Genomic DNA, 26,945 nt, shown 5'->3' with positions numbered 1-26,945 from the left:
ACTATCAAGACCGCTAATGTTATGCGCGTCATTGGCTGTCGATCGGCATTCTGGTCGTACGCAAGACTCTCCGGTTGCGCTTATCGGTCCATTGTAGATGCCAGTTTCCGTTCAACAACGGAACGGACACGGTAAGAGAGATGGCCGCGTAGGGTAGACAGAATATCGATCACGTCTGGACCAGGCTGCGGTACCTGTTCGATTGTCGCCGCAATACTGGCCGGAACAAGTGTTCCGGGATCCTGAAGGCAGGAGCGGAGGCCCGCCGCAGCCGCAGCCCCACCTTTACCTGTTGCAACTGCGTGGGCGAGATGCGCGGCGGCCGTGGATCGGACGGTTACATCCGGGTCGAAACAAAAAGAGAGTAGCAGTCCGATGTCTTCGGGATTTCCGCGCAATCCGGCGATCCGCACGGCCCATCTACGCCGACCAATGTCTCCAGCCAGAGATCGAAGGATGTTTTCGGTAACGCTATCGTCGTTCAAGACCCCAAGTTTCAAAGCCAGTTCCACGGCTGGCTCTGCTGCGTCTACGGCGATCCCTTTGTACTTCGACGTTGGGGACCATTTTTCAGACACGGTTATTGCGATCGTTCCGAGGCGGCGTCTGATGCCTGTGCTGATGTTATCTACGCAACTAGCTAGGAGCTGGAACGCATGACGTTTGAGTTCGCCTATAACGGCAGCATCCTCCAGCAGCTGGAAAAGCGTTTCCCAATCCGCGACCGCTGGATGCCACACGTTCAGGAGGGCAAGTGTACGACCATGATCCTCGCCGCCATGGCCAAATTGCCCGCGGTGTGCATCAAGTATTTCTTGTCTAACGCGTTCCGCGTATACTCCAATGGTTTCGGCTGCGGCTGTTTCTGGCAGCTCTCGCACGTCATCGAGCGCTGCCAGAGCACTTGCCGATCCGTTGCGGGCCTCACTGATGAGCTGATCCCGAACCGTTAGATCGGACTTAGCCGCCAGGCGGAGGAGCGGGTAACGTAGTGCCCAATGATGCGTTGGAGCGAGTCGCGCAATGTGTCTAGCAGCGTCTTGGTCGAATTCTTGATCAGGTAGCGCCTCAACAATGCGGGCCCAGGATGTCGCCCTCGCTTGATCTTCTTGGGGATCAAGCGAGGAGATGCGATCGACGATCGCTCGCCTTGCCGCGATCGAAGCGGACGGTGCGACCTTGGCGATCGTGTCGAGCAGTCTTAGATCCACCACATAGGACGGGCTGGTTCTCGTGATGAATTCCTCGGAGGCGGCAAGAGTGGAAAGTAGCCAGCTGAGCGATCTATTTGCAGTTTGCTCGTCCAGGACATCGCCACCGTATTGAAGTAGCGTCAGATTCGTCCGCGCTGTCGTTTGTGTAGACGTGGCAAGATCCACCTCTTTAGCTATCCGAGTAACGACGACTGCTGGACCGTCATCTGTTACGCGTTTCACGGAAAGTTTCAGTTCATTCTCCGCGCCGGCAAGCCTGAGGGCGTCCAATCGGCTCGCTACCGAGTCAGGTTCGGAATCCCGGCCGAGAGTCATAAGGTCGACTTGCCCAAGAAGCGTAGAGAGGTTCCGCCACGCGCCGTGGTCGCCAAGATGATTCGCGGCAAGTGAAGCAGCGACTAGCTGGTTGTGTGAGGTCTCACCGCGGCCGAACGAGACAGATGTGTCTCGTGCCCAGGTCTTGAGAGTGCGGTCGACTAGTGCAGTGAGGCCGCGCGACACTGTCTGTGTGCGCCACCAGGCCACCGCATTATCAATGCCGGTAATTAGCTCGGCAAGATTCTCATCCCTCCAGGCTGCCGTTTCGAACAGCAGTGCCGCTGCAACGCCTGCGATAGCCGTTGCGGTAACGTCTTCTGAATGAGTCGCGCGAATCTGCTGGACATCGAACGCAATGCGTCGAGCCTCGTCCACGCGCCCTACCTCGGTAAGGGCGCGGGCGAGGTGGACCTTAAGCCAAGCGTCATCTACTGGCGTGGCTTCGTCCCGCGATGCCGCCTCCATAAGGCAGCGTAGTGCATCGTCTGCCTTTGCTTCTTGTAGAAGTCCAGCCGCATAAACTACGGTCGCTGCGACGCGGCCCTGAGTAGTAGGCGCTTCCTCAATCATGGGAAGCATTCCAACTATCTCGCCGCTGGTGACCCGGTGAGCAAACGCCGCTACAAACCTCCACTCCCATGTCGAGGACTCGGCCGCCTCTGATAGGGGGGGCACTTCTGCAAACGCCTTGGCAAAGCGTTCGAGCTCCAGAATTCTAGCTTGCGCCAACAGTGCTACAGCCTGTTCGGGAGTCAAGGGTCTCACCCGACCGGCGTTAGGGTGAGGGGCAACGAGTCTCGGAGCTATCAATGCATGACGCAAAAGATCGCGAGGCAAGACTGAAGCTGCGCCAGTCCATGCACTGCCTTCCCAGTCTGTTTTGGGTCGAAGGGCAGCCGCCACCTCCAGTAAGCTATTCCGATGTGCCTCATCAAGCGTATTGGCGGCGGGAATTAGTATCTTGGCGCCTTTGCCAGTAGACACCACGACGTCGTTAGTGACATGCTGCCAATAGGTTAGCCGCGTAGACAAGTCATGTAGGACGATCAAGTGTGGCAGGCCGTGGCGCAGCCAAGCGTCAATGTGTTCTCGGTTGTGGTCGCGAAACCACCAACCAATCAGCCCATCATTCGAATCGTGCTCGGGCTCACTGAACCAGCTTTCTCCGGCCTTTACCTGAACGCCTACGACCAGCCCCAAGTCAAAGAGCCTCTCATCTCGGGCCATCGCGAATAGGTCGGTTCCGAGATCGCTATCAGGGTTGGTGGCGACGCCCCAACCGAGTTCCTCGAACGCCCCCTTGACATAGCTCTCGCCAGCGTTGCCAGTCTGTTGCCGTCTTGCTCCCCGCATATCGACAGTTAAGCAGTGTTGATAGGAGATGACTATCTACGGGGGCAACAATCAACTCACAATCAGTACGTCTTCAGGTCGGCTGTCTTCGGCGCTCCGCACGCGCAGTGTGAGGGCGGACGGGCCGTAGCTTGACCACGGTGTGCTTCGGCGTTCGCGACCGTCGGCCACGGATCTGGATGCTCGTGATCTCGCCGCGGAGAGATGAGACGCTGCCGAATTATGCTCTATTGGATCAAGGCGGCGGCGCTGCGCGCCGCCGCGGGCCGCCCGCTCCGGCACGCCCTACGGGCGTGCGGCGTGGGCGCCGGTCCCTCCGGCCGCGCCGATCGGGCGGCCCCGCCGTACTAGGACTTCCGCAGAGGTTGTCAGCGCGGCGTTAGCTGCCCTCTTCGTCGGCGAGACCGACGGCGTACGCAAACGTCCCCAGGTACTCCCGATCAGAGGGATCGGTCTCAAGCGCCGCCAGCGACGCTAGTTCATCGATCAGGCGTTGCCTATCCGCGTCACTTAGCTGATTGAGCAGATAGCTGGCGTACTCCGTCTGCTTGATCGCAGTGTCGTCATCCAGCACGCCGTCATCGCAGGTATCGAAGAACCGGGTGTAGGCGACAACCGCCTTGAGAAGCTGCCTCACCACTTCTGGAGAATCGCTCATCGGGGCATTGTGCCCCGGTACGCCTCCGGCGGGGGCCTCAGGCTCCGGGATGACCGCGCCGACGGGGCCTGAGCTGGGTGGGTGGTTGAGGTGGAAGCCTGGTCATCCCGCCCGCCTCCGTCCCAGGACAAGCCGAGCAGACCAGGCCCCAGGGGCGCAAGGTCGTTCTTCCGCGGGGAGCTCCACCTTGCACCCCTGGGGCTTGGCCCGCTCCCCGGTGGGTGGGACGAAGGCGGACGGGATGACCAGGCCGGCGGGGACTGTGCGCGAAGCGCAGGCGCGGCGCTGGTCACTCCTCATCCGGGTAGCGCCACTCTTCGACGACCCACGGGTCCGACAGGGATGATCGCCAGGCCGCGTGGCCGGGTGGGAGGGATGCCGTGGTCCCGACGGTCTCGTCCCGGCGAGCGGTGGTGTCGCGGACGCAGGTCCGAAAACTGCCATACTTCGGCCGTGGTCCACGAACAGCACGAAGTCTTCCGCACCGTCCCGTTCCCATTCGCTGACGGCCGGTTCCCGCACAACCTCGGTGCGGTGATACAGCGGACCGTCGCCGAAGGCACCATGCCAGCGTTGACGGTCGTGCACGATAAGGACGGAGGCTGGATGGTGGGGGACGGCATCAACGATCCGAATCTCCCCGGAGCTTGCGGCGTGTACTGCATCGCCCACGTCGCCGAGGACGATCCGACCGTCCAAGAGACCGCTACGTTGCCGCCCGGCTATGCCGCCTACCGCGACGCTCCGGGGCAGTCCTGGTCCGTCGAACCGTTCACCTACGAGGACGAAGACACTCCAAGCGACTAAATCTGCCACCGCCGCTGACCAGGACCCCGCGGGATGCGGAGCAGGTGCATCAGCCAATGACAGCAACCGTGACAGCAACACGGGCAGACGCCGCCGGATGATCACGACTGCGCGCGGACAGCAGTCTGTCGCACACGCGGACAAGCGACCCGGAGCGGTAAGTGATGATGGCTCCCGGGAGCCACGGTGGGAGCCACCCGGACGAACGATCTTGGTCACAGACGTACGGATCCGGACGGCTTAAACGACGTTGGCCGAGCGTGCGAACTGATCCGAACGGCTCCGGAAGGCGTTTGGGTATCTACGGATTAGAAGGTCTTGCTGGCCGGCTGCGGCCTCGGCTCTCGGGCCATTAGCGGGCCATTAGGCAGGGTGATCAAGGGTCAGCAGCGGTCACTCGCGGGCACAGCCCGTGCAGGTGAGGGCCTGTATCGGCTGTGATCAGCATGATTTGCAAGCAGGAAGTCAGGAGTCTACGTAGCTCCTTCAAAAGCATCAGCCCGACGCCGGAGGCCCGCGGCGATGTCGTCCCAGTCGGGACCGTGCAGATAAAGACTGTCCGCCGCCTCACGCATCAGGGCCGGCTCGTCAGGCCGCTGCAGGAGGACGAGCCGGTAGGCCAGGTTGCGGATCCAGACCGGAAGGTGACCGTCGACCAGATGCGGAGACAGTTCACGGAGCATGGCCAGAATGGAGTCCGCGTCGGCGAAGGTTAGCTCCTGGACGAAGTAGTCCTCGCGGTGCTCAAGGTCGCACTTGGGCGTGGGCCGGTACTCATCGCCGTAGAGGCACCGAGCGTGCTCGGTGAGTGTGGCGTGCATGATCAGGAGCCTAGGACGCTCAGACCGCGTGTTTCCGAGAGCCACTGGACGATCTTGCGTGCCCCGGGTGGGAACCGAACGGCCAGAACTGGCAGCTGACCGGGTCCAGGCGTCTGTTTCAAGATCCGGAAAATACGCGGAATGCGGCGACGGCGTCGAGGGCGCCGACCGGGAGTCCGCCCAGGTCAGCGGGGAAGTGATGCCAGGATCCATGGCGCACTGTAAATCTGTCGGCTTAGCCTACCCATGTTCCGTCTCAGGACCCGCCACCACCTGATCAAAGGGCCCTAGCCTGGGGAGACACGTGTGGGCGGCCTTGCCGAACTCTTAGGTGTTGTGACCAGCCGGATCCGCCCCGCTGTGTTAGCGCTTACAGCTGTCGGACGCGCTCCAGATATCCGCGCTGCTCGTCGACCCAGCCGTCTGGCAGATTTACCGGTACGGCCATCGCTGTATGGGAGCCGCAGACATCTTCCACGGTGATCAAGGGGACCGAGAATTGGGTATTGAACTCGATGTTGATCTCAGGATTGCGCAGATCAGTCATCCAGCAGATGCTGTGCCCGGCGGCAAGGCTGTCCAATGCCTTCGACCAGTCATCAAGATCTTTTGACGGCAGGCAGAGTTCGAGCCGGCCATTACAGAACGAACTTGCTATGACTACCTCGGCATCCAGTCCCGCAAGCCCTCGAGCAGACCAAGCCTCAGGGGTGGACCGAAGGCAGACGGGATGACCAGGGCTGCGTGCGCATCGTGCGATGCCTTGGCAGTGGGCAAAGCGCCCCGCGGGCCGATCTTGCCGGGTTTTCAGGTGTTGTGACCATGCTGGCTACATAGCGCACCGTCCTGGCGTAAGGAGTTCGATGGCTACGGCGCTTATCGGTCTTGCCGGTGCCCTGTTGGGTGCCGTGACGGCACTGGTCGGCGCTGCTCTTTCTGACCGGCGGCAGCTCAACAACGAAGAGATGCGATGGCGTCGAGATCAGATGGGCACCGCGTACGAGACGACGCTTCGCTACCTCTTACGTGCTGCGAACCGGCGATCCGAACTTGACCCGGAGCTGGGCAGAGGCGTGCTGAGCAAGGAACACTAGAGGGAGTGGTACGACGATCTGGTCGAGGGACACTCCTGGCTACTCATCTTGATCAGCCGGTGCGGCACCGGCCAAGCACCGCCTCTACGGGACGCTTTCGATCTGCTCGACCGCCAGATCCAAGCACTAGGCGCATTAACGGGCCATTAGACCCGGTGATCAAGGGTCAACAGCGGTCACTCGCGAGCACGCCGGCTCCCGATTGTGTCACCTAGTCCCACCAGAAGTCCCAGGTGGGAGCGTCGATAAGTTCTGCTGCGTAGTCGTCAAGGTGGTCGCGGGCGACATTGTCGTTGTAGGCGAGGTGTTCGGCCGCCAGTAGGCGGGCGGTTTCCAAGGATCTGGGCGGCCACGCTACGGAGAGCGTCAGGGTGTCGATTCGCAGCGCGCACAGCCGTACGCCGAAACGCTGCTGCCAAGATCGCAGCAGGGCCGCGTCTTCGTGGATCTGGCCCCGCCGCGAGATCCAGCCGCTGAGCGCCAGTGCTGCCGCGCTGTTGGGGGCGGGGACCAACCCGAGGAAGGCATCGTCGCCCTTCAATAGGCTGGTGGACTCGATTTGGGCGGCGAACTGAGCGGGATCTGGACCGGCGGGTTCGGCCGGGGCGAGGCCACGCCAGCCTTGGCGTCCGAACTTTTGCCGCCACCACCGCTTTAGGAGAGTGGCGGGGTCCACTTGGTCGATCAGGGAGGGGTCGGTCGGCTCCTCCAGCTCACCGGAGTGCCAGGGCCGTCCGAGGTTCCGCTTGAGCCACTCCGGTGGGACGTTGATGTTCTGCCGGACGGTGGCCGGGGGCTGAAACCCCCGAAGCAGCAGCGGCTCCAGTGCCGGGTCGCCGAGGAAGGATCTCCATCGGGTGTAGACGTCCGGCAGGCATTCCCGTGAGACCCAGAGGCTGCCGGCCAACCTGCCCGGGGGAAGTCCTTCGGGCAATTCCCACTCATTCATCCAGCCTCCTGGCCTCCGAATCGCCGGCCAAACCTACTGCAGACCAGCGTTCATTCATGATCACGACGCCAAGCAAGTCGGCCCACGACGGCAAGATCTTTACGTTCCTTCGGCTCACGGCGCGCACTGTCATTCCGAGCATGGCTCCGGGAGCCACGGTGGGAGCCACCCAGGCGAACGAACTTGATCTCCGCCGTACGCATTCGGACGACCGAGACGACGACGGCCGAGCGTGCGAACTGATCCGAACGGCTCCGGAGAACACTTGGGTGCCTACGGATTAGAAGGTTCGGCTGGCCCGGTCCGCCCCTACCGGCCGCAAGCGGCAGTGCGGGCGCGCGGGATATACGCGGGATGAAGCTGCTGCGCATGGACCAGCTGGAGGATCGCCGACCCTCTGTAAATTCGTCGGCTTAGCCTACCCCGGTTCGAATCCTGGACCCGCCACCCTCAACGAACCGGCCCCCGACCTGCGACTACGCGGTCCGGGGCCGTTCTGTTTCTTGATCGTCAACAGGCGGCCAGAGGCCGCCGGATGCAGGCGTTTGTCACTGGTCCCGGAATATACGCGGAATACGTCCGGGCGCGTCTTTGCAGGTCGGCCTGCGAAAAACGGAAGGTCCCGGCGTGAACCGGGGCCCTGACAGGGTATGGGTGATCACTCGCCGAGTGCGTCATCGATCCGCCTGTTCGCGCCGTCTTGTTGGCTCTCGATGCACTTGGTGTAGATCTGGAGCAGGACCTTGCACGCTGTGCCCGGCACGTTCGGCGACCTCGGTTGCCGGCACGGCGGAGTTCAGCCACAGCGAGACCCCGCGTGGCGCAGGTCGTACGGGCGGTGTGCCAGCGGTGATGCGACCTGTCCGGGTGTGAGGGCCAGGGCGCGGGTCTGTGCCTGTGCCCCTACGTCGCCGTAGGCGGTCAAGGTGGCGGCGCAAGCGCCGCTGCAGCCCGCCCGCTCCGGCACGCCCCTGCGGGCGTGCGGCGTGGGCGCCGGTCCCTCCGGCCGCGCCGATCAGGCGGTCCCTCGACGTGTACGTCGACCCGACTACAGTCACGGCGGCGGTGTCGCCGCGTACCAAACGCCATACGTCGTTGGCGTAACCATCACGAGGCCCTCGCCGGCCAGCGCCTCCAACGCAGCAGAGAGCTCCAGCTCGGTGACAGGCTCCTCGCCGATGGACTCGGCGAATCGCCGGACTCGCCAGGCGTCGAAAATCAGCATCCGCGGTTCGGGGCCAAGGTCGACGTCCACCAAGGTTCCGTTCCGGTCCGTGATGCGGCAGCCGATCCCGTGCACGTCGTAGCGCAGGCCCCCGGGAAGCTCAGCACCACGGGGAACGAGTCGCCGGTTCACCGCCCTGACCAGCGCACCGATGCCACCACCATCGATGTCGTGGGCCGTCGCAGCGCTCACCGCGCCGGTCAAGCGCTCCATATCGCGGACGAACCTCAACACCACCTCGCGAGCGTCCATCCGCACATGCTGTCCGCCACCGACGTCCAGGCCAAGGCATTTCGCCTCTGGCGGGGGCCTCAGGCTCCGGGATGGCCGCGCCGCCGGGGTCGAGCTGGGTGGGTGGTTGAGGTGGAAGCCTGGTCATCCCGCCCGCCTTCGCCCCTGGGCAAGCCGAGCAGACCAGGCCACGGTGGCGAAGGTCGTTCCCTAAGGTCGGTTCTTGTCCGGGGGTGCCTCGGATGCCCGGGACGGCGGGGTGTGGCTGAAGGTCGTTTGCTGCCTGTTGCTTTGACTGAATGGCCGCCCCGTCGTCTCCCGGACGCCTCGGCCACTCATTGAGATCTGCGTGATCGTCGCTGGTTAGGGAACCGTTGGCGGGCCGTCCACGGGCTCAGAGTCGACGAAGGCAGGTGAGCCGGTGGCCGTGGACGGTGGCGTGTGGGTTGGCATCGATGCTGGCAAGTTCACGCATCATGCCGCCGCGGTCGATTCGCAGGGCCGGACCCTGTGGTCGGTGAAGGTGCATAACACCCAGGAGGCCGCCGAGCAGCTGGTGGGCCGGGCGGCGAAGTCCGGCGCTGTTGTTCGTTGGGCGGTGGACTTGACCTCCCCGGCGGCATCGTTGCTGCTGGCCGTACTGATCAGCGGCGGGCAGCAGGTGGTCTATGTGCCGGGCCGGGTGGTCAACCGGATGAGCGGGGCTTTTGCCGGTGAGGGCAAGACCGATGCCAAGGACGCGCGGGTCATCGCCGAGACCGCGCGGCTGCGGCGGGACCTGGCCGTGGTCAAGAACCCGGACGAGCTGATCGTGGAACTGTCACGGCTGGTTGCCCACCGTGCGGACCTGATGGCTGATTGGGTGCGGGGCATCAACCGGCTGCGTGACCTGCTCACGTCGGTCTTCCCTGGCCTGGAGCGAGCCTTTGACTACTCCAAACGCAGCCCGTTGATCCTGGTCGCTCGCTTTTGCACGCCGCACGACATCCGGGAGGCCGGCCGCGATGGGCTGAGCGCCTACCTGCGTGATCACAAAGCACACCGGCCTTCCATTCCCGCCATGGTGAGCAAGGCACTGGACGCCGCGGCCGGCCAGACTCTCCAGCTGCCTGGCCAGGCCACCACGGCGATGCTCATCACCACCCAAGCACGCAAACTGCTGGACCTGGACCGGGAGATCAAGGACCTGGACAAGCTCATCACCAGCAGATTCCGCACCCACACCCAAGCCGACATCATCGAGAGCCTCCCCGGCATGGGACCGATCCTCGGAGCTGAATTCCTCGCCGCGACCGCGGGTGACCTGGCCGCGTTCGCCAACTCAGGCCGGTTGGCCGCCTACGCGGGCCTGGTACCCGTCCCCGCCGACTCCGGACGGCGCACCGGGATCATGCACAGACCCAAGCGCTACCACCGGGGCCTACGACGCGTGTTCTACATGGCAGCCATGGCCAACCTCCGCATCGACGGCCCATCTCGCACCTACTACCAGCGCAAACGCACCGAACGAAAAGGCCACAACCAGGCCCTCATCGCCCTGGCCCGCCGCCTCGTCGACGTCCTATGGGCCCTACTCCGCGACAACAGGCCATTCGAGCTCACACCACCCAATGCCCTCGCCGCTTGACACGGTCATTGAGATTCAGTCGTGGAGTGCTCCACCTTCACCACGGTGGCCTGGCCCGCTTCCCCTACGGGTGGACGAAGGCAGACGGGATGACCAGGCAGGCGAGGGCTGCGCGCAGGTGCGCGTCAGTGCAATCGGCGAGAGGCTAGGTGGATGGGCGAGCCATCGAAGTGGTGGGAGCGACGGTGTGAGTGCGGGGAGCGCTATCCCGCTGCCCGCCGTGGCCAGGGCGGGTCATTCCATTTTCGGGTCATGCGAGTCACTCCGATGCCTTACGGGAAGGCCGCGTTGATGGGGCATTGGCGCTCGGGAGACTGGAACCCCGGCGAGCGGCTTGAGCTCCGCCGGCGAGACGGGCAGATACACCCGATCGGGGATGCGGAAATGATGTCGGCCGTCAACGAGGCGAGCGAGATCAGAGGACAACGGATTCTCCTCGTAGCCAATCACCCATCGCTCCAGCCTGAGAGCTGTATCTGGGCGCTCCTGTCAAGCGACGCGAGTGAATGACTCACCGCTGTGCGCGACGGACCGTCCGTGCCATTAGCCCCGGTGATAAAGGGTCAACACTCACGAGCACACTGACGCCCAGGTCAGCGGCCATGACGGCCGAGATCCCTATGCTTCCCAAGCTGGTTGTGCGGGATCGATTCTCGTCACTCGCTCAGTGTCTGCCGAGGGGCGACCTGCTCCGGTGTCAGACGCCGGTTTGTTGGAGGCCGGCCCGGTACCAGTCGGGCATGTACGCGTCGGCGCGTGGAAAGCGCCGCTGCTCGCGCTCGAAGTCCTCGGTAGTCGGCGGGCGCCGGAAGGGAGGTTCTCCCTGCCGTTCGTAGGAGATCGTGTAGGTCCCGGGAAGGACGACCGCGTACCGGCAGGAGAACCAGGTGCCCTCGCCGTCAACGTACATCCCGCTACGAAGAGAGGCCAGACGCTTCAGCGCCTCCGTGGGGACCTTCCAGCTCTCTCGGCTGCCGTCCGCTCTGGTCAGCCTGGTCGAGCACTGGTTGTGCCGACCGAGCATGTCGAGCAGCAGGACCAATTCCTGCCAGTCTTCCGGCATTGCCTCCACGAGGAGCTTGGTGACCTCCGCAAGAATGTCGGCCTGTTCGAGGGGGGTGAGCGGCGAGCGTGACATTGCGACATATTCCCATGGGTGATCAAGCGTCCGTGCCATAAGCGTGCCATGAGTCCCGGTAATCAGGGGTCGGCGACGGTCGTTCGCGACCAGACCACCGACGTGGTCAGCGCCCATGACGGCCGAGATCCGTATGCTTCCCGAGCTGGTAGTGCGGGATCGATTCCCGTAGCCGCTTCGAACGACGAAACCCCAGGCCAGAGCATGAGGGCGGGGTGCCGATTAAGAGTCTCGGTGACGCAGCGTGAGGATTTCGAGGTCCTTGGCGGAGGTACCCACTGGCGATGTTGGAAAATGTGCGAATTATGTGTGACTTATTCCTGTATTGACGGTTTGTGTTCATTTGTGCCTTAATGACGATCATTGCGCCGTGTGCCTCCGGGAGCCAGGCATGACCAGGGAGTTGGTGTCATGAGAACGGACCCTGAAACGGGCTCGGTACGGTCCGGCGCCACACCGGTCGTGCTCTCCCGGCGGGAGATACGAGCCGGTGACACACCGCGATTCGGCCCTGCCCCATCCGGCGGGCAGGTCATTCGCTTGGACTGCCGCTGACCGCCTATGTCCCCGCTCGGCGTGCGCGGTAGGCCCGTGTGCGTCAAGCGTCGAAGGCGCACCACTGCCGCACGGCACGGCGAGGCTACCGCGCTGCCGGGTTGTCTCCGGCGCTGAGCCGCACAGCCGGGGAGCACAGGGCCCGTCGCCGGCCGGCATGACTTCCACACGCCCGCGGACGCAAGAGAGCGGCTGATCAGAGGTCTTCCTCGCCCACTTCCGAGCCTGCCCGTTGCACCTGCTTCATGAGCAGCTGACTCACCTGCCGGTCGCCGCCGCAACTGACCGGCTGCGAGGGAATCCGACAAACACAGGAGGAACCGTCTTGACCCGACCCCCTCACCTGCTCTACCGACGATGGGCCGCTGTCCTGGCCGCCGTTCTGGCCCTCAGCACCTCGGCCGTGGCCGTGGCCACCGTGCCGGCGACGGCCGACACCGCCCCGGCCACCACCGCGATCGTCGACGTCGCTGGAGCCTCCAAGACGCCGCAAGATGTCTTCCAGGGCCTCGGCGCACTATCGGCCGGAGCGACCTCGCGGCTGCTCCAGGACTACCCTGCGAAACAGCGCAACCAGGTCCTCGACTACCTGTTCACCCCCCAGTACGGAGCCTCCCTCGACGTGCTCAAGGTCGAAATGGGCGGTGACACCGATTCGACCTCTGGCAGCGAGCCCAGCCACGAACGGGTCGAGGGGCAGGTCGACTGCAACCGCGGCTACGAGTGGTCGCTGATGGAGCAGGCGAAGAAGCGTAACCCTGACATCAAGCTCTGGGGACTCCAGTGGGGCGCCCCGTCCTGGGTCGGCACAACCGGCTACACCTCTAAGGACGTCGACTACCAGCTCAGCTGGCTGCGCTGCGCGCGCCGGCACCATCTGAACATCGACCTCGTCGGTGGCACCAACGAACGCTCGGCGGCCGAGCCCGTGCGGGCGGCGTACTACGAGGAACTGCGTCGGCGGATGGACGCCGCGGGGTTCGGCTCCACCGGCATTCTGATCGGTGACGAGGACGGCAACGGCAGCTGGACCTCGGCGACCGACGTGACGAACGACCCGCAGCTGCGCGCCTCCGTCAGCGCGCTCGGTGGGCACTACCCGTGCCGGGGCAACCCGAAGGGGACCACCTGCGCCAGCGGCCAGAACGCCGACTCCTCCGGCCCGGCGCGCTCCCTCGGGCTGCCGCTGTGGGCCAGCGAGATGGGTTCGGACAACTACGCCACGGGAGCTGCCGGGCTGGCCCGCGCCTACAACCGGCAGTACGTCGAGGGCGGGCTGACCGGGGCGATCAACTGGTCGCTCGCGGCGTGCTGGTACTCCGACGTCACCGCGTACGCCGGCGATGGGCTGCTCGACTGCGAGAGCCCGTGGAGCGGGCACTACGCCGTGGACAAGCAGCTGTGGGCGACCGCGCACACGACCCAGTTCACCCGGCCGGGCTGGGAGTACGACCGGGCCGCGAGCGGGGAGTCCCCGCTGCAGGGCGGCAGCTACGTGACGCTCAAGTCGCCCGACGGGAAGCAGTTCACGACCATTGCGGAGACCACGCTGTCCACAGCACCGCAGACGATGGAGCTGACCGGGCTGCAGGGACGCGCGGTGCACGCCTGGGACACCGACCTCACGTCCACGGACCCGAGCGCGTGGTTCCAGCAGCAGGCGAGCCCGGCGGTCTCCGGTGACAGCGTGACGCTGACCCTCCAGCCGGGACACCTCTACACCTTCACCAGCGAGGCCGATGGCAACCATGATGACGCGCAGTCCCCGGTGGACACCGGGATGAAGCTGCCCTACACCGAGAACTTCAACGGGTATGCGGAGGGCGGCACGCCGGCGTACCTCTCCGACCAGGAGGGCACGTGGGAGACCGCCAAGTGCCTCGACGGCGGCGACCCCGGCGCCAGGCGCGCAGGCAAATGCCTCGAGCAGACGATCACGAGTAAGCCGGTGCGCTGGAGGCCCGAGACGCTCTATCCGCTCACCGTGGTCGGGGATCCGCGCTGGGGCGGCGACTACACCGTCGGGGTGGATGCCCTGCTGGACCGGCCTGGCGCGGACGCCGAGCTGACCGGGCGGGCGACCGGTTTCGACCTGCTCGGCACCGGGCTGGCCGGCTACCACCTGCGGCTGGACCAGGACGGGACCTGGTCGCTGTTCCGGGAGACCACCGGCAACAAGTCCGGCAACCACGTCGACACCCCGCTCGCCTCGGGCACCGTCGACCTCGGCGGCCGGAGGTGGCACCGGATCGCGATCGCCTTCGACGGTGATCGGATCACCCCGATGGTCGACGGCCACGCGGTCTCCACTCCGGTCGTGGACGACACCTACGACCACGGCCAGGTCGGGCTACAGATCGGCGGCTACTACCGGGCACAGTTCGACGACCTGACGGTCACCCCGAACTGAACGCGGGCTGTGACCCCGGTCTTCGGACCGGGGTCGCAGCCGTGCGGCAGCGTCGGTGGACCGGCCACGCCCAGGCTCGATGGCGAACACCTTCATTTCAAACCCGTAACCCGATAACCGTCATTCGGCGGCGAATTTCGAGAGTTCCGTTCATGGTGCAATTCGGATTACGGGATGAAGCGTCCAACCCTAAGTGCGGCGGGGGACAGATCTACCGCCTTGGCCCAAGCCCAGTTCGGTGGACGACTTGGATTATCGTCGCCCGCCCAGATGGATATGGGGCGTCCTGCCAGTGATGACGTTTCCACGGATGACAGCGGAGCGCTCGGCGCGATCATCTTCGGGCCGCCTGTGCTGCTCCTCATCATTGTTCTGCTCGGGCTGGGCGTCGCAAGGGGAGCCACGCTGCGCGCGCATGCGACTGACCGTGCCGAGTGAACGAATCGCCGGTGGCCCTGGTCATGACTCCCGCCACCCCTGCGTGGCGCAGGTCGTACAGACGTCTCGCCAGTGGTGAGGCGACCTGTCCGGGCGTGAGCGCCAGGGCGCGGGTCTGGGCCCACACGTCGCCGCCCAACGGGTGGCTCGACCGCCAGCCGCTGTGTCGCTGTTTGAAACCATCCCGTTTGGAGGTGATGAGGTCGGCGCCGCCATCGTAGGGGTGATGAAGCCGTCGTAATTTCGTCGAGCGCTTTCCTGACTCTCTGCGAAGATGTGGCCGGTGGGATGGGAGGCACTCGAGCAGTGGGGTGACGACGTCGTTCGCATCGAGCCGCTCACTGGCGGAGTTGGCGTCAACGAGGTGTGGAGCGTGCGCGTCAACGGGCACCTCGCGGTCGGTCGTCTCGGCCAACGCAGCGACGCTGATCTCGCGTGGGAGACCGACCTGTTGCGGCACCTCGACCGTGAAGGGATGTCGGTGCCGGTGCCGATCCCGACCACGGACGGCCGGCACTTCGCCGACGGCCTGGTGGTGATGACCTACGTGGAGGGCAGATCGCCCGAGACCGAAGCCGACTGGCGTCGCGTCGCCGACACACTCCGCCAGCTGCATCGGTTCACGCACGGCTGGCCCCAACGCCCGGGCTGGCGATCGTCGACCGACCTTCTGCACGCCGAGACCGGGACGAAGGTCGACCTAGGCGCGATGCCGCCTGAGGGTGTCGTTCGATGCCGAGCAGCGTGGGCGCGACTCGCCGGTCGCACGACGTCCGTCGTCCACGGTGACCCCAACCCGGGCAACATCCGCATGACCGCGGATCGCGTCGCGATGATCGACTGGGACGAGTCGCACGTCGACGTCCCCGACCTCGACCTGGCACTGCCGCACAACGCCGCCGATCTCGACGACGACGCGTACGACATCGCCGCGCAAGCGCGGGCCGCATGGGAAGCCGCCGTCTGCTGGGACCCCAGCGGGACCGACCGGTTCGCGGTCAAGCGACTCGCCGAGGTTCGAGCGGTCTTGAGCAGCAGCGAATCGACAGAGCACGCCTAACGCTGCACGATCGCGCACGTTGATCTCTATCCCGCACTGCATGACGTTGATCAACGTCATGCGTTTGCGAGTCGCGGCGCTTGCCGCGGTGTCAACCGGGGCCCTGACGGGGGTATGTGATCCACTCGCCGAGTGCGTCATCGATCCGCCTTGCCGGATCAGCAACTCCGGGATGGCGGCGCCCTCGGCCGAGCCGGGTGGGTGGTTGAGGTGGAAGCCTGGTCATCCCGTCTGCCTCCGTCCCAGGACAAGCCGCTCCCCGCAGGGTGGGACGAAGGCAGACGGGATGGCCGGCCGGGGGCCTGTCGCTTGCGCGAATCGCTGCGAGGATTCGGTGCGTGTCCGACAGCGATCTCATTGCAAAACTCCGTCGACGTGCCTATGACCCGGCCAGGCGAGAGGACAAGGTGTACGTGCCATGTGAGTGGATCAGACAGCGGTACGGCGACGGGGCAGAACACGCGCTTTTCGTCTGGCGGGGGCACAACGTAGAGCTAGAAGCCGGGGCGCCTGAAGCGGTCGAGTATTTCAAGGACACTCCCCACGAGCCGCCCTATCCGCCCGTGACCGTTCCAGAACTACTCGCAGCAGAGCGGCGAATGGGTCGCCGACTGCCCGACTTGCTCCGACGCCTCTACACCGAGGTGGCCAACGGAGGCTTCGGGCCGACGTACGGGATCTTGGGGATCGTACGCAGCGGGCAGCATGATGAACGCGACATCATCGCCGTTGAGGAGTACGTGGCGCGTCCGGAGTTCAACGACCCGTTGGGTTTCCCGCTGGTCCAAGGCGGGTGCAGCGTGTGGTGGTACGTGTCGCTGACGCAGCCCGGGAATCCCGTCTATCTGTTCGATGGGGATGGCTGGGATTGGCCCGAGCAGGACCCGCCAACGGTTGCTGTGGAACAGACCTGGCCCAGCTTGGCCGAGTGGCTGGGGCAGTGGGCAGACGGATACGACGTGTGGGGTTCAGAACCCGTTCATCGCCGCTCCGTTGAGGGCGGCTGATCAACACGGCTAAGGGGCCGACAGGCCCACACGCTGCCCGGCCGGCGGACTTCGGGGTGGCAGCGACGTGCGCGATCCTGATCACGGTCTCGCGTGCCCGTTGCGTGCCCGTTGCGTGCCCGTCAGGGCGGACGATCACGGTCGCGTACGGTCACTCACGAGCAGATCGCGGAGAACGGGCGGGCCAGGGAAACCGCAGGTGGCCACGGTGGGCGGAAGCGACCTCCCAAGCTGGTAGTGCGGGTTCGACTCCCGTCGCGCTATCCACACGCTAAGCCCAGGTCAGGGCGGGAGTCCCAGGTTGGTTCTTACCGCGTGTGTTCGGTTTCGGCTTGCCCCTGACTGTGTATCGCCTCCATCAACGCCGACGGTAGGTGCCGTTGGGCGCCGAGGATTTCCAGGCCAAGAACGTGAGCGTCGCGATCAACGTCGAGATTGAACATGCCCTCGCGGGGGTCGAACGGCACGATCCGTTCCGAGGCACCGGACGTGACGGGATGTTCAAGGTAGATGTACGCCGCATCGGCATCGCTGTCGTAGGTAATCACCAGCGGAATGCGCGCTTCCCTATACATCTCATCAGATTGGCACAGCGCCGAAGCCGTCCGAGACCCGCGCTGCCGCACCCGGTGTGACGGATCGGCTGAGCACGCCCGAGCAGCGGAATATTCGCGGAACGACACCCACGTAGCAGGTTCACTGCAGTCCTCAACATCGCAGGTCAGGACCACAATTGCCGCGGAGCTCGCTGCCAGCATCCGGAGCCGGATGCGTGCCCACCAGGGTGTGTGTACTCATGCGTTGACAACGAGGTCGCTCGGGGGATTCCTAAAGCCACCGTTCGGTGCCCCGATGCCGACCGAGTCCCACGACGTCAAACTCGTCCTAACCGATGCGAGCACCCGTGACGCCCAAGCGCTGCAATGCCATCGAGATCGGACCACTGCCAGGCCGCCCCTCTTGCGCGAACACCAGGGCACCGTCCTGCCATATCCGCGCCGTCTGATCGCCTACCCCAGCGTGCATGTCACTAGTGGCATGGACGATCGGGCCGCGGGCCGACCGATCCTTGAACATCCCATCGAGACGGCGCTGGCATTCCCGCCAATACATCGGCGTGTCAGATCCGTCGCCTCGGATCAGTATTTCGATATTTTCCCTAGTCAGCGGTATCAATGCGAAGCCCTGGCCGAGCGGAGCGGCCTGGGCGGCGCGTACCGTGTGGGTCGTGATTGCGGACCGGCATCCTCGCTTGGCGGATGTCTTCCCCGACCTGGTGTCCGACATCGCCCAGGCGCTGAGCGTTGAAGGGCCGGACTCCTTTGTGGAGACCTTCAAGGATCTGCTGTTCTACGGCCCCTGCTCCGACCACGGGTCGCCCTGTCTCATGACCGCACCGCCCGGTACTCCATGCCCTGCCATTACCTATGTGGAAGTTGACGATGAACCGATCGCCATGCTTCGCCTCGACGTGGACGACGATTCAGGGGTAGCGACAGCGATTACCCACGTGGAGGTCCTCGACGGCCGTGACCTTGGCGACCGGCCCGACCCGGCGAACTGAGTAAAGACCAAGATCCGGAACATACGCGGAATGAGTCGACGGTGGCTGGAGAGCCCGTCAACCGCGCGGGTGCCTAGCGTCGTCGCTTGCCGTGCTGGGTGTGACCACTCGTAGAACAATGGTTCAGCCATCCAGGGCTCCTCTGACATGGTTCCTACGCTCTCCCCATGCTGGTCCGCGGCGAAGCTACGCCTGGCTCCCTCGCTAGCGCCTGTGATTCCGCGTTTTTCCGGATCTTGGGCTCCTGCTGGCCAAGCCGTCCAGCGTCGACCCTGCAATCGCGTCTCCTGAGACGATGGGTCGGTGTCCTACGACCTGTACTTCTGGAGATCTGCGGCAGGCGAACCTGACGAAATCTGCGATCGGCTGGCCGACGAGGATGTCGATGGAGTGGACCCAAGTCCAGAGGTCGAGCGCTTCAGGTCGGGGCTGCTAGGCCGTTGGCCAGACCTCGCGGATCGGATCGCTCCTTGGGCGCCCGATCTGGGTTGGCGCGAGCCATGGGGCCGCGATGATCTCGCCGCCTACTTCGTGACGCTGACCTTGTCCTACAGCACCGAACCGAGTGTCCTACGTGACATCGCGGCTTTGGCTCACGAGCACAGTTTGGTGACCCACGATCCTCAAACCGGCGAGACGCTCCGATGATCCAACCCGCGCTGTTCGGCCGATAGCGGGTCGGTCCCCGGCAGCATCCGCCTGGTCGTCTTCAGGATCTATGCCCGGCTGACGGGCACTAAGCACTCACCAGGATGACCTGGCTTCCACCTCAACCACTCTCCCAGCTCGGCCTGGTGGTGCGGCCATCCCGGAGACTGCCTCAGGGGTGGCCGTGATCGCCCTCGTGCAGTGCTAGGGAGGCGGCACGACCAAGGCCGACACCGCAATGGCGAGGTTGCCAGCAGGCCGTCGCCGTTTGCCACCCACGACGTAGACGCTGCCCGCGCCGGCGTGGCGATCCGGGACCCGAGTGTGTCAACGGAGGCCTTCCCGTCGGTGACGACGGCGATGTTGTCGAGCCGCGAACACAGCTTGACGGTGGCGCGGTCGGCCAGTTCCGCCCGCTCAGACAGGCGCGTCCCTCACTCCTCGGGACGGTGCGCCACCACGAGGAGGTAGCCGAGCTCCCAAACCTCGCTGAGGGCGCCAAGATCCAGCTGAAAGGCCGGGTCGTCCTTGTGCAGCGCCTCGATCTCCGCCGAGACCAGCTCCTTATGTCGCGCCGCCTCCTGCATGCTCCTCTTCATCACGTTCCCGCTGATATCGATGATCTCGTCGACCATCAGGCCCGCGTTCCGGATCAGCCCTGGGTAGTCGTCGATCGTGACGGTGGGGCCGAGCAGGGTCTCGCGGTAGTAGGCCTCCACGGGTTCCCTCTTGTGCTCCGGAATGGGAGCCCGTTCGAAGATGTCGGTCAGCAGCACCCGACCGCCCGGCCGGACGACACGCGCCATCTCGCTCAGGACCCGGGCGCGGTCCGGCACGTGGATGATGGATTCCAGCGCCCACGCGGCGTCGAAGGAGTCCGCCTCATAGGGCAGTTGCATGGCGTCCGCGCACTCGAAGCGCACGCGCTCGGCGAGGCCCGATTCCGCGGCCAGCTGATTGGCCAGCTTCACCTGCTCCTGGCTGACCGTCACGCCGGTGACGCGAGCCCCGGTGGCCTGGGCCAGACGTACGCCGGGGCCGCCGAGGCCGCAGCCCACGTCCAGCAGGTGCTCTCCCGCGCTGACCCGCGCCTTGCTGATCATCATCTCTGTCATTTGCACGGCCGCCTGACGCAATGTGGCGTCGTCGTCCGGCGAGTCCCAGTACCCGAAATGCATGTTGGCATTGGCCTCGGGGCCGGCCGTCACCGCCAGCTGCGCGAACCGGTCGTAGAAGAGACCGACGTCGGCCGGCTCTGGCACCTTGATCCCTCGCATTGCTGATGCTCCCTGACTCACGTGTGGCAACCTTCCTCGCCCTCCTCTGCTCGATACCGAGGCGGACGGCACGGTGATCGTGCTGGTCGAGCCGGCCGAAGCTCTTCCACCAAGCCATCCACGAGACCGGGCAGAGCCGCTTCCTCGCCCAGCCGGTTCAGCTCGGCGGGTGGGTCGATCGTCCACAGGCTGTGGACGTGGCCGCCGGTTTTCGTGGGGGAGGTCTGCGTCATCTGAGGGCTCTCTGATCAGCCGGATGCAACTCTCGGGCACAAGCGAACAGAACCAGGAGGCGTACGGACGGAGCAGTGGCCGTGACCCGTGTCGCTCCTCGATTAACGCGGCGGCCGGCCAAAAACAGAGTGGCACCAAGGAGTCAGGGCTCTCAACTCCTGGATTGCACACACTCTCTCCATAGGAGATCCATTTCCAGAAGCGACGCCGAAGTCTGAAAGTGGTCGGCGTAACCGGCCCGGGAGCTGCGGTTCCGGCCGACCGCGCGGTCCCTGCTGCGGTAAATACGTTGCGAGGTTCCTGGTACGGCGGGCACCCTGGGATGACCGAGCGGCGGCGAGCGCTGCCTGGACCTAAGGAGGGCTGACGGATGGCCATCACTGTGCTGCGGCATGTCCGCGTCAGTCCCACCTCACCGTTCAGGAGCACTTCCGTTGTCTTCCGAGTACGAACGTTCTGACACCTATTCCGACCTCGACAACCGCTGGGCCGATTTCACCAGCGACGAGTCCCAACCAGATCCGGCCGACGCGTACGTCTTCCAGTTCCACTCGATCGATGAGGAGCTGGGCCCGGATCAGCGGTGGTCCACCTGGCTGGACGTCGAGCGTGGCTGTCGCGGCCCGGAGCCGCGCCCCTCGTGGGTTGTGACGGAACAGGCCGCGATCGATACCGAGCTCGGCGTCCTCAAAACCGGTAAGGAAGCGGACGTCTTCCTGCTCGAACGGGCCGTCGAAGCCATCGGCGACAACCCGGCGAAGTCCTCGCTGCTGGCCGCGAAGCGGTACCGCACCGAGGAACACCGGTCTTTCCACCGCAGTACGGCGTACGCCGAAGGCCGCCGTACCCGCAACAGCCGGGACAGCCGGGCGATGGCGAAGAAGACCGCGCACGGGCGCAGTGTCGCGGCCGGCCAGTGGGCGTACGCCGAATGGGATGCCCTCAACCGGCTCTGGAAGGCCGGCGTTCCGGTGCCGTACCCCGTGCAGGTGGACGGGACCGAGCTGCTGATGGAGTTCATCGACGACGGCGAGGGCGGTGCCGCGCCACGGCTCGCCCAGGTCCGGCCGTCGAAGGAACTGCTCTGTGAGTACTTCGAGCAGCTCCGCGGCGGGATGCGTGAGCTGGCCCGCGCCGGGCTGGCGCACGGCGACCTGTCGCCGTACAACGTCCTCGCCCAGGGGGAGCGGATCGTGATGATCGATCTCCCGCAGGTGGTCGACATCGTCGGCAACCCCAAGGGTATGGACTTCCTGATGCGCGACTGCCACAACATGGCCACCTGGTTCACCAACCGCGGCCTGGAGGTCGATGAGCAGGAACTGTTCGCCGATCTGCTCTCGATGGTGTTCTAGCCGACCTGGGTGGCGTCAGCGATGCGCCATCTTGGCCTGAGATGCATTTGGCGTGAACGCGGAGGAGAACAGCGATGCTGTATCCCCGCCCAGGTAATGACCTGGGTCAATTCGTGTGGGAAAACTGGCGCGTCCGCCACTGTGATCCAGCGGCGAGTATACGTGTCGCGCAGGACGTATCACGCCAAATAGGTCATTGGGTCAGCATGGCTGGTCGTCGTTGACGGACGATGCGTTCCTCGGCGCGGGGCTCTGGCCGCGCCCCGGCCGTCGGGACGTTGTGCATTCAGCGGCAAGAAAGGCACTTTGCGGCCTGGACAAGTGCAAGCGCGGCGGGCAATCTTATGGCGTCATCTCGCGCATTCGCCACCGAAGGAGCCTCACGTGACGTTGGGCCGATCTGTTCTCACCCTCGCCGCTTTGGCGGGCCTGGCCGTGCCCGCGGCGCTGACCGCACCGGCCGCCGCTGCGGTTCCGGCCGCTTCGGCGGCACCGGCCGCTGCCGCCGCCTACCCGTCCAAAACGGTCGTGGTCAAGGATGGCTCCGGTAGCTGGATCGGGGGCACCCTAACCTTTTACGGCCGGTCGGTCGGATTCGACGGGAACATGCGGGCCGTCGGCTGCAGAAGAGCATGGCTCAGCGCTTACGATGCTGCCGGCGGAGAGCTCGGCCCCAGGAGTAGCAGTACTCACTGCGACTCGATCGTCGAGGTTCCGACCACACTTCCCGCGGACGTTGTCGGCGGCGCCACATACGTCTGGGTCTGCCTTGACGACGCGACCGCCGTCCACACCGCCTGCGAGCGCCGCTACGCCAACTAGCCGATCGGGAGATGTCGTCCTCGTCTGGACGCGTTATCTCTTTGCTCGTCGTGGTGTACTTGCCGGATGGTGTCAAAGAGCCGAGGCGCGTCCCCCGTCGCGACGGTGCGAGCCGTAGGCAACCTCCTCCTGTCGGTATCCGCGGTTTTGCTGTTGTTGGACATGCTCTCCCGTGAGGGGCAAATCGAGATCGCCTCGATCATCTTCGTCATCGCCGGGGTGGGTCTGCGGATCGAGGCCGCGATCAGGGACCGTACCCCCGAGGACTGAATCCTTCCGATTGCTCGGCATAGAGCGCGCATCGATCCTGGTGTCTGCCTGGGTACCGCTGGTCTCTGCCGCCCGACCGATCTACCTTGCGATTATGTGATGGTTTCTTGTTCGGCATGGCCGGGCTGGCAGCCTGCTCAGCGGGTTTGGTCACCTTTAACACTCGCTTTTCTTCTGACTTCGAGGTGGGTCCAGACCACATCCCTGGGCACCGTCGCGGGGATCGGCAAGGGCCTGCCGATCCCCGCGGGCGGTCAGGTGAGGGTGTCCAGGAAGTTCTTGACGGCGGCGGCGAAGCCGTCCGGGTCGGTGGTGTGGGCGAAGTGGTCGCCGTCAAGTTCGGCGAGTCGGGTGTTGGCGCGGCGGGCGACGATCTGTCGGCCTTCCTCCGGCGTGATGACCTGGCTGTTGCGGGCCAGCACGAACAGGGCGGGGCACTCGGTGGAGGTCCAGTCGGCCCAGTGGTCGCCGTGCGTTCCCTCCTCCGAGGTGATGGTGTCTTGCGGGTGGAACGGCAGACGCCAGCCGCCGTCGGCGGTGGGGCGTAGCTTGTCGCCGAGCATCGGGGCCAGCGGGCCGATGGCGTCCAGGAGCGCCTGTCGGTCCGAGGCGGTGTAGGGCATCGACTGGACGAACGACAGTGCGCTCGGGCCGTCGTCGAGATCGCAGACCGGGCCCTCGACGTTCACGATGGCCGACACGCGCTCGGGGTGCCGGGCGGCGATCTGGAAGGCGGTGATGCCGCCGCCGGAGTGGCCGAGCGTCACGGCCTGCCCGATGCCGAGGTGGTCCAGGAGGGCGATCGCGTCGGCGACGTAGTCGTCGCGGGTGTACGAGGCGGCCCGGTCGGAGTCGCCGTGCCCGCGCTGGTCGGGTGCGATGACCCGCCACTGCGGCGCCAGTGCCTCGGCCAGCTGTGCCCAGGTCCGGCCCTCGTACAGGTGGCCGTGCAGGGCCAGCAGCGGCCGGCCCTGTCCACCGAAGTCCAGGTAGGACAGCCGGCGGCCGTCGATGTGGAGCTCGCAGCGGGTCGCGGTGACGCTGGTGCCGTTCATGATCGAACCTCCGTCAGGTGTCTGTCTCGATGACCAGCACTCTGTCCGCGCCCGCTGACCATGGACGCACCAGCGGCTGACGGTCCGCTGGCCGTCAGCACACGACGGCAGGACGTGTATATATGACCCAGCCGGTGCCCGGATGCTGCGCTCCACCCTCACCTTCGGCCCGCATCGGCTCCGCTCCCTACAGAAAGGCGCCGTTCGATCGCCCTGCCAGCGACGAGTTCTGGCGCTCCAACCGGTCTGCACTCTGGACGACCACCACGACCAAGGAGGAGCTTCATGGGCAAGGTCATCTACTGGATGAATACCTCGATCGACGGCTACATCGAGGATCCCGACGGCGGCATGGACTTCATGGACCCGGGCGAGGACTTTCAGCAGGCGGCGAACGACCATGTTCGCCGGACTTCGGCGTTCCTGTTCGGGCGGCGGCTGTATGAGGCGATGGAAAAGCCCTGGACGCAGGACCTCGGCAAGGAAGGCGCCCCGGCCGTCGAGCGGGAGTTCGCCCAGCTCTACAAGGAGACGCCGCGGTACGCCTTCTCCGACACCCTTCAGACCGTCCCCGAAGGGGTCACGATCGTCCGTCGCGAGGACGCCGTGTCCGTGGTGACGCGGCTCAAGCGGGAGATCGACGGCGTCCTCCAGCTCGGCGGCCCCGAGCTGGCCACCTCCCTGCTGGACCTGATCGACGAGTTCTGGGTGTACGCGTTCCCCGTGATCGTCGGGGGCGGCAAGCCGTACCTGCCCGTGGGGAAGAAACTGCGGCTGCGCCTGGTCGAGCACCGTTCCTTCGCCTCGGGAATCATGTTCCGGCGCTACGTACGGTCCTGACCGGCCAGAAGCGGACCCCGTGCGGGCGGGGCGTCAGAAATTCTCGGCGCTGAAGCCAGGGCCATCTTGTACGGTCACTCGGGTGGCTGAAACATTGACATTGAAGACCGAACGACTGGTGCTCCGGCGTTGGCGAGACGGCGATCGGGAGCCCTTCGCCGCCATGAACGCCGATCCCGAGGTCATGGAACACTTTCCGGCCACGCTCACGCGGCATGAGAGCGACGCGTTGATCGACCGGATCGAGACCCGTTTCGACGAGTACGGGTTCGGGCTCTGGGCTCTGGAGGTCGCCGAGACCGGGCAGTTCATCGGGTTCACCGGCCTGTCGGTGCCGGGGTTCAACGCGCACTTCACCCCGGCGGTGGAGGTCGGCTGGCGGCTGAGCCGGTCCAGTTGGGGCCACGGCTATGCCACCGAGGCTGCCCGCCGGGCGCTCACCTTCGCCTTCGACGACGTCGAACTCGCCGAGGTCGTCTCATTCACGAGCCACACCAACCTGCGCTCCCAGATGGTGATGAAGCGCATCGGCATGACCAACGACCCCGCGGACAACTTCGACCACCCGTTGCTGGATGAAGATCACCCGCTGCGGCCCCACGTCCTGTGGCGAATGACGGCTGAGCGCTGGCGCAATGGCACCCGATAACCGACCAGGCGGCGCGGCGTAGGTCGTACGGGCGGCCGCCCGGCCGGTGCCTGATCTCAGACGCCGTTGACGAATGCCACGATCTTGTCGAGGCCGGGGGAATAGCCGTCCGTCGTGTCGACCTCGATCCAGGGGGCGTCCACCGAGACTCGATCGAACGCGTCGTGACGCTTCGCCCGTACCGCCGGGTCCTCGGGGCGGGTGTTCTCGTGTGCCCGGCGCAGCGGGTCCTCCTCCCAGCGCCGTAGCCGACGCGACAGTGCGACGTCCGCGTCGACCAGGCAGTGCACGATGCGGATGCGTGCGAGGCCGCTGAGCGGTTCGAGCCCCGGCCGCCACAATCGGTCCTGGAACGCCGCTTCCGCCACCACCGTCACACCGGCGCTCAACAGCAGATTCAACACCCCGAAGAACGTCGGCAGGGTGCGCCTGCTCAGCTCGTCGCCCGGACCCGCCACGAACCCAGGGGTGGCATGCACCATGCCTTCCTTGATCTCGTCCCGGCAGATCGCCGGGCACCCTACGGCCCGCGCGATCGCGTGGGCGAGAGTGGTCTTGCCCGCCCCGGGAGGGCCGCTGACGACGACAAGAGTGGGAAGACGGGGCACCTCACCGTTATAGCCGGGATCACGACGCGATGATGCCGCGCGTCAACGTCGCCGTGTCTTCGAGGCTCGTGAGCACGATGGGCGCTCCGGCATCGCGCAACTCCTGGGCGGTCGCCCTCCCGGACGCGACCGCGATGATGCGGGCGCCACCCGTCAGTGCCGCCTCGACGTCACGCGTCGTGTCGCCGATCACGATGGTCGTCGCCCTGCCGAACCGCCGGCCATGACGTCTGCCGGCTCGCCGCTGGGCGATCGCGACCAGGTTGGAGCGGACGGGGTCGTCTGTTCCGTACGCCCCGCTCTCCAGGTCCAGACGACCGGCGAGCTGGAAGGCCTCCAGCTTCGTTTCGGCCGAGGAACGAGGGTTCCCGGTGAGAACCGTTTGGACGACTCCATCGAGGCCCGCGAGTGATTCGAGTGCTTCTCGCGCACCGGGGAGCGTGCGGCCGCGACGGCGCATCTCCTGCACCCGGTCGCGGTATCCCTCGGCCTGAGCCTGAACGAATCGGGGAAAGAGGTCGCCCGGATCGTCGAGGTCGTACAAGGCGAGAGTCTCCCGGAAGATGACCGGCTCGGTTCGGCCGGCGGCGTCGGCCATTCTGTCGATCGTACGGCCGGTGACCTTGGCGAACGCATCGCGGAAGACCTCGCCGCCGACTCCACCAGAGTCGAGCAGCGTCCGATCGATGTCCCACAGGACGAGTGTGCTCGTCACTGG

26 protein-coding genes are annotated in these 26,945 nt (G+C 65.4%); 14 read left to right on the top strand and 12 right to left on the bottom strand.

What is annotated here, in order from left to right; all coding sequences use genetic code 11:
- Positions 1–80 precede the first annotated feature (80 nt).
- On the bottom strand, positions 81–2,885 hold the full coding sequence (locus ABEA10_RS02740; protein ID WP_345456879.1) for a DUF4365 domain-containing protein: 2,805 nt from the start codon (positions 2,883–2,885) through the stop codon (positions 81–83).
- Between the two features lie 222 nt (positions 2,886–3,107).
- On the opposite strand from ABEA10_RS02740, the gene ABEA10_RS02735 reads away from it, so the two are divergent.
- On the top strand, positions 3,108–3,236 hold the full coding sequence (locus tag ABEA10_RS02735) for a hypothetical protein (RefSeq protein WP_345456876.1): 129 nt from the start codon (positions 3,108–3,110) through the stop codon (positions 3,234–3,236).
- 28 nt (positions 3,237–3,264) lie between these two features.
- Here ABEA10_RS02735 and ABEA10_RS02730 read toward each other — a convergent pair whose 3' ends face one another.
- A complete protein-coding gene (locus ABEA10_RS02730) occupies positions 3,265–3,543 on the bottom strand; it encodes a hypothetical protein (protein WP_345456873.1) in 279 nt (92 codons plus the stop codon).
- Between the two features lie 453 nt (positions 3,544–3,996).
- Here ABEA10_RS02730 and ABEA10_RS02725 point away from each other — a divergent pair, with 453 nt between their 5' ends.
- A complete protein-coding gene (locus tag ABEA10_RS02725; protein ID WP_345456870.1) occupies positions 3,997–4,350 on the top strand; it encodes a hypothetical protein in 354 nt (117 codons plus the stop codon).
- A 473-nt stretch (positions 4,351–4,823) separates the two neighbouring features.
- Here ABEA10_RS02725 and ABEA10_RS02720 read toward each other — a convergent pair whose 3' ends face one another.
- Both ABEA10_RS02720 and ABEA10_RS02715 read right to left on the bottom strand, forming a co-directional pair.
- On the bottom strand, positions 4,824–5,171 hold the full coding sequence (locus tag ABEA10_RS02720) for a hypothetical protein (RefSeq protein WP_345456867.1): 348 nt from the start codon (positions 5,169–5,171) through the stop codon (positions 4,824–4,826).
- Positions 5,172–5,541: 370 nt separating this feature from the next.
- Complete coding sequence (locus tag ABEA10_RS02715; protein WP_345458051.1) at positions 5,542–5,847, bottom strand: DUF5959 family protein; 306 nt, start codon at positions 5,845–5,847, stop codon at positions 5,542–5,544.
- A 187-nt stretch (positions 5,848–6,034) separates the two neighbouring features.
- On the opposite strand from ABEA10_RS02715, the gene ABEA10_RS02710 reads away from it, so the two are divergent.
- Positions 6,035–6,265, top strand: a complete 231-nt coding sequence (locus tag ABEA10_RS02710; RefSeq protein ID WP_345456865.1) for a hypothetical protein — start codon at positions 6,035–6,037, stop codon at positions 6,263–6,265.
- A 211-nt stretch (positions 6,266–6,476) separates the two neighbouring features.
- On the opposite strand, the gene ABEA10_RS02705 is transcribed toward ABEA10_RS02710, so the two are convergent.
- Positions 6,477–7,214, bottom strand: coding sequence for a DUF4253 domain-containing protein (locus tag ABEA10_RS02705; RefSeq protein ID WP_345456862.1), 738 nt, complete (start codon positions 7,212–7,214; stop codon positions 6,477–6,479).
- A 1,054-nt stretch (positions 7,215–8,268) separates the two neighbouring features.
- Positions 8,269–8,691: a DUF6896 domain-containing protein gene (locus ABEA10_RS02700; RefSeq protein ID WP_345456859.1), complete on the bottom strand. Its 423-nt coding sequence runs from the start codon at positions 8,689–8,691 to the stop codon at positions 8,269–8,271.
- Between the two features lie 400 nt (positions 8,692–9,091).
- On the opposite strand from ABEA10_RS02700, the gene ABEA10_RS02695 reads away from it, so the two are divergent.
- Positions 9,092–10,297, top strand: a complete 1,206-nt coding sequence (locus ABEA10_RS02695; protein ID WP_345456856.1) for an IS110 family RNA-guided transposase — start codon at positions 9,092–9,094, stop codon at positions 10,295–10,297.
- Between the two features lie 697 nt (positions 10,298–10,994).
- Here the strand turns inward: ABEA10_RS02695 and ABEA10_RS02690 are convergent.
- Positions 10,995–11,435, bottom strand: a complete 441-nt coding sequence (locus tag ABEA10_RS02690; protein ID WP_345456853.1) for a hypothetical protein — start codon at positions 11,433–11,435, stop codon at positions 10,995–10,997.
- Positions 11,436–12,315: 880 nt separating this feature from the next.
- Here ABEA10_RS02690 and ABEA10_RS02685 point away from each other — a divergent pair.
- The 4 genes from ABEA10_RS02685 to ABEA10_RS02670 all read left to right on the top strand — a co-directional run bounded on the left by ABEA10_RS02685 (position 12,316) and on the right by ABEA10_RS02670 (position 16,905).
- Complete coding sequence (locus ABEA10_RS02685; protein ID WP_345456850.1) at positions 12,316–14,400, top strand: hypothetical protein; 2,085 nt, start codon at positions 12,316–12,318, stop codon at positions 14,398–14,400.
- A 174-nt stretch (positions 14,401–14,574) separates the two neighbouring features.
- Positions 14,575–14,838: a hypothetical protein gene (locus tag ABEA10_RS02680; protein ID WP_345456847.1), complete on the top strand. Its 264-nt coding sequence runs from the start codon at positions 14,575–14,577 to the stop codon at positions 14,836–14,838.
- Positions 14,839–15,121: 283 nt separating this feature from the next.
- Entirely contained in the window at positions 15,122–15,898 is a 777-nt protein-coding gene (locus ABEA10_RS02675; protein WP_345456844.1) for a phosphotransferase enzyme family protein, read from the top strand.
- A gap of 338 nt (positions 15,899–16,236) precedes the next feature.
- Positions 16,237–16,905: an SMI1/KNR4 family protein gene (locus ABEA10_RS02670; protein WP_345456841.1), complete on the top strand. Its 669-nt coding sequence runs from the start codon at positions 16,237–16,239 to the stop codon at positions 16,903–16,905.
- 308 nt (positions 16,906–17,213) lie between these two features.
- Here the strand turns inward: ABEA10_RS02670 and ABEA10_RS02665 are convergent, their stop codons facing one another.
- Positions 17,214–17,453: a DUF2283 domain-containing protein gene (locus ABEA10_RS02665; RefSeq protein ID WP_345456838.1), complete on the bottom strand. Its 240-nt coding sequence runs from the start codon at positions 17,451–17,453 to the stop codon at positions 17,214–17,216.
- A 680-nt stretch (positions 17,454–18,133) separates the two neighbouring features.
- Here ABEA10_RS02665 and ABEA10_RS02660 point away from each other — a divergent pair.
- Together ABEA10_RS02660 and ABEA10_RS02655 are read left to right on the top strand one after the other, a co-directional pair.
- A complete protein-coding gene (locus ABEA10_RS02660) occupies positions 18,134–18,469 on the top strand; it encodes a hypothetical protein (RefSeq protein ID WP_345456835.1) in 336 nt (111 codons plus the stop codon).
- 303 nt (positions 18,470–18,772) lie between these two features.
- Entirely contained in the window at positions 18,773–19,117 is a 345-nt protein-coding gene (locus tag ABEA10_RS02655; RefSeq protein ID WP_345456832.1) for a hypothetical protein, read from the top strand.
- Between the two features lie 434 nt (positions 19,118–19,551).
- Here ABEA10_RS02655 and ABEA10_RS02650 read toward each other — a convergent pair whose 3' ends face one another.
- Positions 19,552–20,379: an SAM-dependent methyltransferase gene (locus ABEA10_RS02650; RefSeq protein ID WP_345456829.1), complete on the bottom strand. Its 828-nt coding sequence runs from the start codon at positions 20,377–20,379 to the stop codon at positions 19,552–19,554.
- Between the two features lie 683 nt (positions 20,380–21,062).
- Here ABEA10_RS02650 and ABEA10_RS02645 point away from each other — a divergent pair.
- Together ABEA10_RS02645 and ABEA10_RS02640 are read left to right on the top strand one after the other, a co-directional pair.
- Complete coding sequence (locus ABEA10_RS02645) at positions 21,063–21,983, top strand: serine protein kinase RIO (protein ID WP_345456826.1); 921 nt, start codon at positions 21,063–21,065, stop codon at positions 21,981–21,983.
- 384 nt (positions 21,984–22,367) lie between these two features.
- Positions 22,368–22,805, top strand: coding sequence for a hypothetical protein (locus ABEA10_RS02640; protein ID WP_345456823.1), 438 nt, complete (start codon positions 22,368–22,370; stop codon positions 22,803–22,805).
- A gap of 524 nt (positions 22,806–23,329) precedes the next feature.
- On the opposite strand, the gene ABEA10_RS02635 is transcribed toward ABEA10_RS02640, so the two are convergent.
- The gene (locus ABEA10_RS02635) at positions 23,330–24,130 is read right to left on the bottom strand and encodes an alpha/beta fold hydrolase (protein WP_345456820.1); all 801 of its coding nucleotides are present in this window, start codon (positions 24,128–24,130) and stop codon (positions 23,330–23,332) included.
- Positions 24,131–24,415: 285 nt separating this feature from the next.
- On the opposite strand from ABEA10_RS02635, the gene ABEA10_RS02630 reads away from it, so the two are divergent.
- Both ABEA10_RS02630 and ABEA10_RS02625 read left to right on the top strand, forming a co-directional pair.
- Positions 24,416–24,970 carry a dihydrofolate reductase family protein gene (locus ABEA10_RS02630; RefSeq protein WP_345456817.1) on the top strand — a complete coding sequence of 185 codons (555 nt, stop codon included), beginning with the start codon at positions 24,416–24,418 and terminating at the stop codon, positions 24,968–24,970.
- Between the two features lie 82 nt (positions 24,971–25,052).
- Positions 25,053–25,619, top strand: coding sequence for a GNAT family N-acetyltransferase (locus ABEA10_RS02625; RefSeq protein ID WP_345456814.1), 567 nt, complete (start codon positions 25,053–25,055; stop codon positions 25,617–25,619).
- Between the two features lie 56 nt (positions 25,620–25,675).
- Here the strand turns inward: ABEA10_RS02625 and ABEA10_RS02620 are convergent, their stop codons facing one another.
- The gene (locus tag ABEA10_RS02620) at positions 25,676–26,227 is read right to left on the bottom strand and encodes a P-loop nucleotide/nucleoside kinase family protein (protein ID WP_345456811.1); all 552 of its coding nucleotides are present in this window, start codon (positions 26,225–26,227) and stop codon (positions 25,676–25,678) included.
- A 19-nt stretch (positions 26,228–26,246) separates the two neighbouring features.
- A complete protein-coding gene (locus tag ABEA10_RS02615; RefSeq protein WP_345456808.1) occupies positions 26,247–26,942 on the bottom strand; it encodes an HAD family hydrolase in 696 nt (231 codons plus the stop codon).
- Positions 26,943–26,945 lie beyond the last annotated feature (3 nt).

Origin of the sequence: Actinoallomurus oryzae (assembly GCF_039541955.1) — a bacterium.
Taxonomy (GTDB): domain Bacteria; phylum Actinomycetota; class Actinomycetes; order Streptosporangiales; family Streptosporangiaceae; genus Actinoallomurus; species Actinoallomurus oryzae.
This window is presented reverse-complemented; position numbering and strand designations above follow the sequence as displayed.

Excerpts from the sequence above, each read along its gene's own strand:
- ABEA10_RS02740 (WP_345456879.1), bottom strand. The coding sequence starts at position 2,885 with ATGCGGGGAGCAAGACGGCAACAGACTGGCAACGCTGGCGAGAGCTAT.
- ABEA10_RS02735 (WP_345456876.1), top strand. The coding sequence starts at position 3,108 with ATGCTCTATTGGATCAAGGCGGCGGCGCTGCGCGCCGCCGCGGGCCGC.
- ABEA10_RS02730 (WP_345456873.1), bottom strand. The coding sequence starts at position 3,543 with ATGAGCGATTCTCCAGAAGTGGTGAGGCAGCTTCTCAAGGCGGTTGTC.
- ABEA10_RS02720 (WP_345456867.1), bottom strand. The coding sequence starts at position 5,171 with ATGCACGCCACACTCACCGAGCACGCTCGGTGCCTCTACGGCGATGAG.
- ABEA10_RS02710 (WP_345456865.1), top strand. The coding sequence starts at position 6,035 with ATGGCTACGGCGCTTATCGGTCTTGCCGGTGCCCTGTTGGGTGCCGTG.
- ABEA10_RS02705 (WP_345456862.1), bottom strand. The coding sequence starts at position 7,214 with ATGAATGAGTGGGAATTGCCCGAAGGACTTCCCCCGGGCAGGTTGGCC.
- ABEA10_RS02700 (WP_345456859.1), bottom strand. The coding sequence starts at position 8,691 with ATGGACGCTCGCGAGGTGGTGTTGAGGTTCGTCCGCGATATGGAGCGC.
- ABEA10_RS02690 (WP_345456853.1), bottom strand. The coding sequence starts at position 11,435 with ATGTCACGCTCGCCGCTCACCCCCCTCGAACAGGCCGACATTCTTGCG.
- ABEA10_RS02680 (WP_345456847.1), top strand. The coding sequence starts at position 14,575 with ATGAAGCGTCCAACCCTAAGTGCGGCGGGGGACAGATCTACCGCCTTG.
- ABEA10_RS02635 (WP_345456820.1), bottom strand. The coding sequence starts at position 24,130 with ATGAACGGCACCAGCGTCACCGCGACCCGCTGCGAGCTCCACATCGAC.
- ABEA10_RS02630 (WP_345456817.1), top strand. The coding sequence starts at position 24,416 with ATGGGCAAGGTCATCTACTGGATGAATACCTCGATCGACGGCTACATC.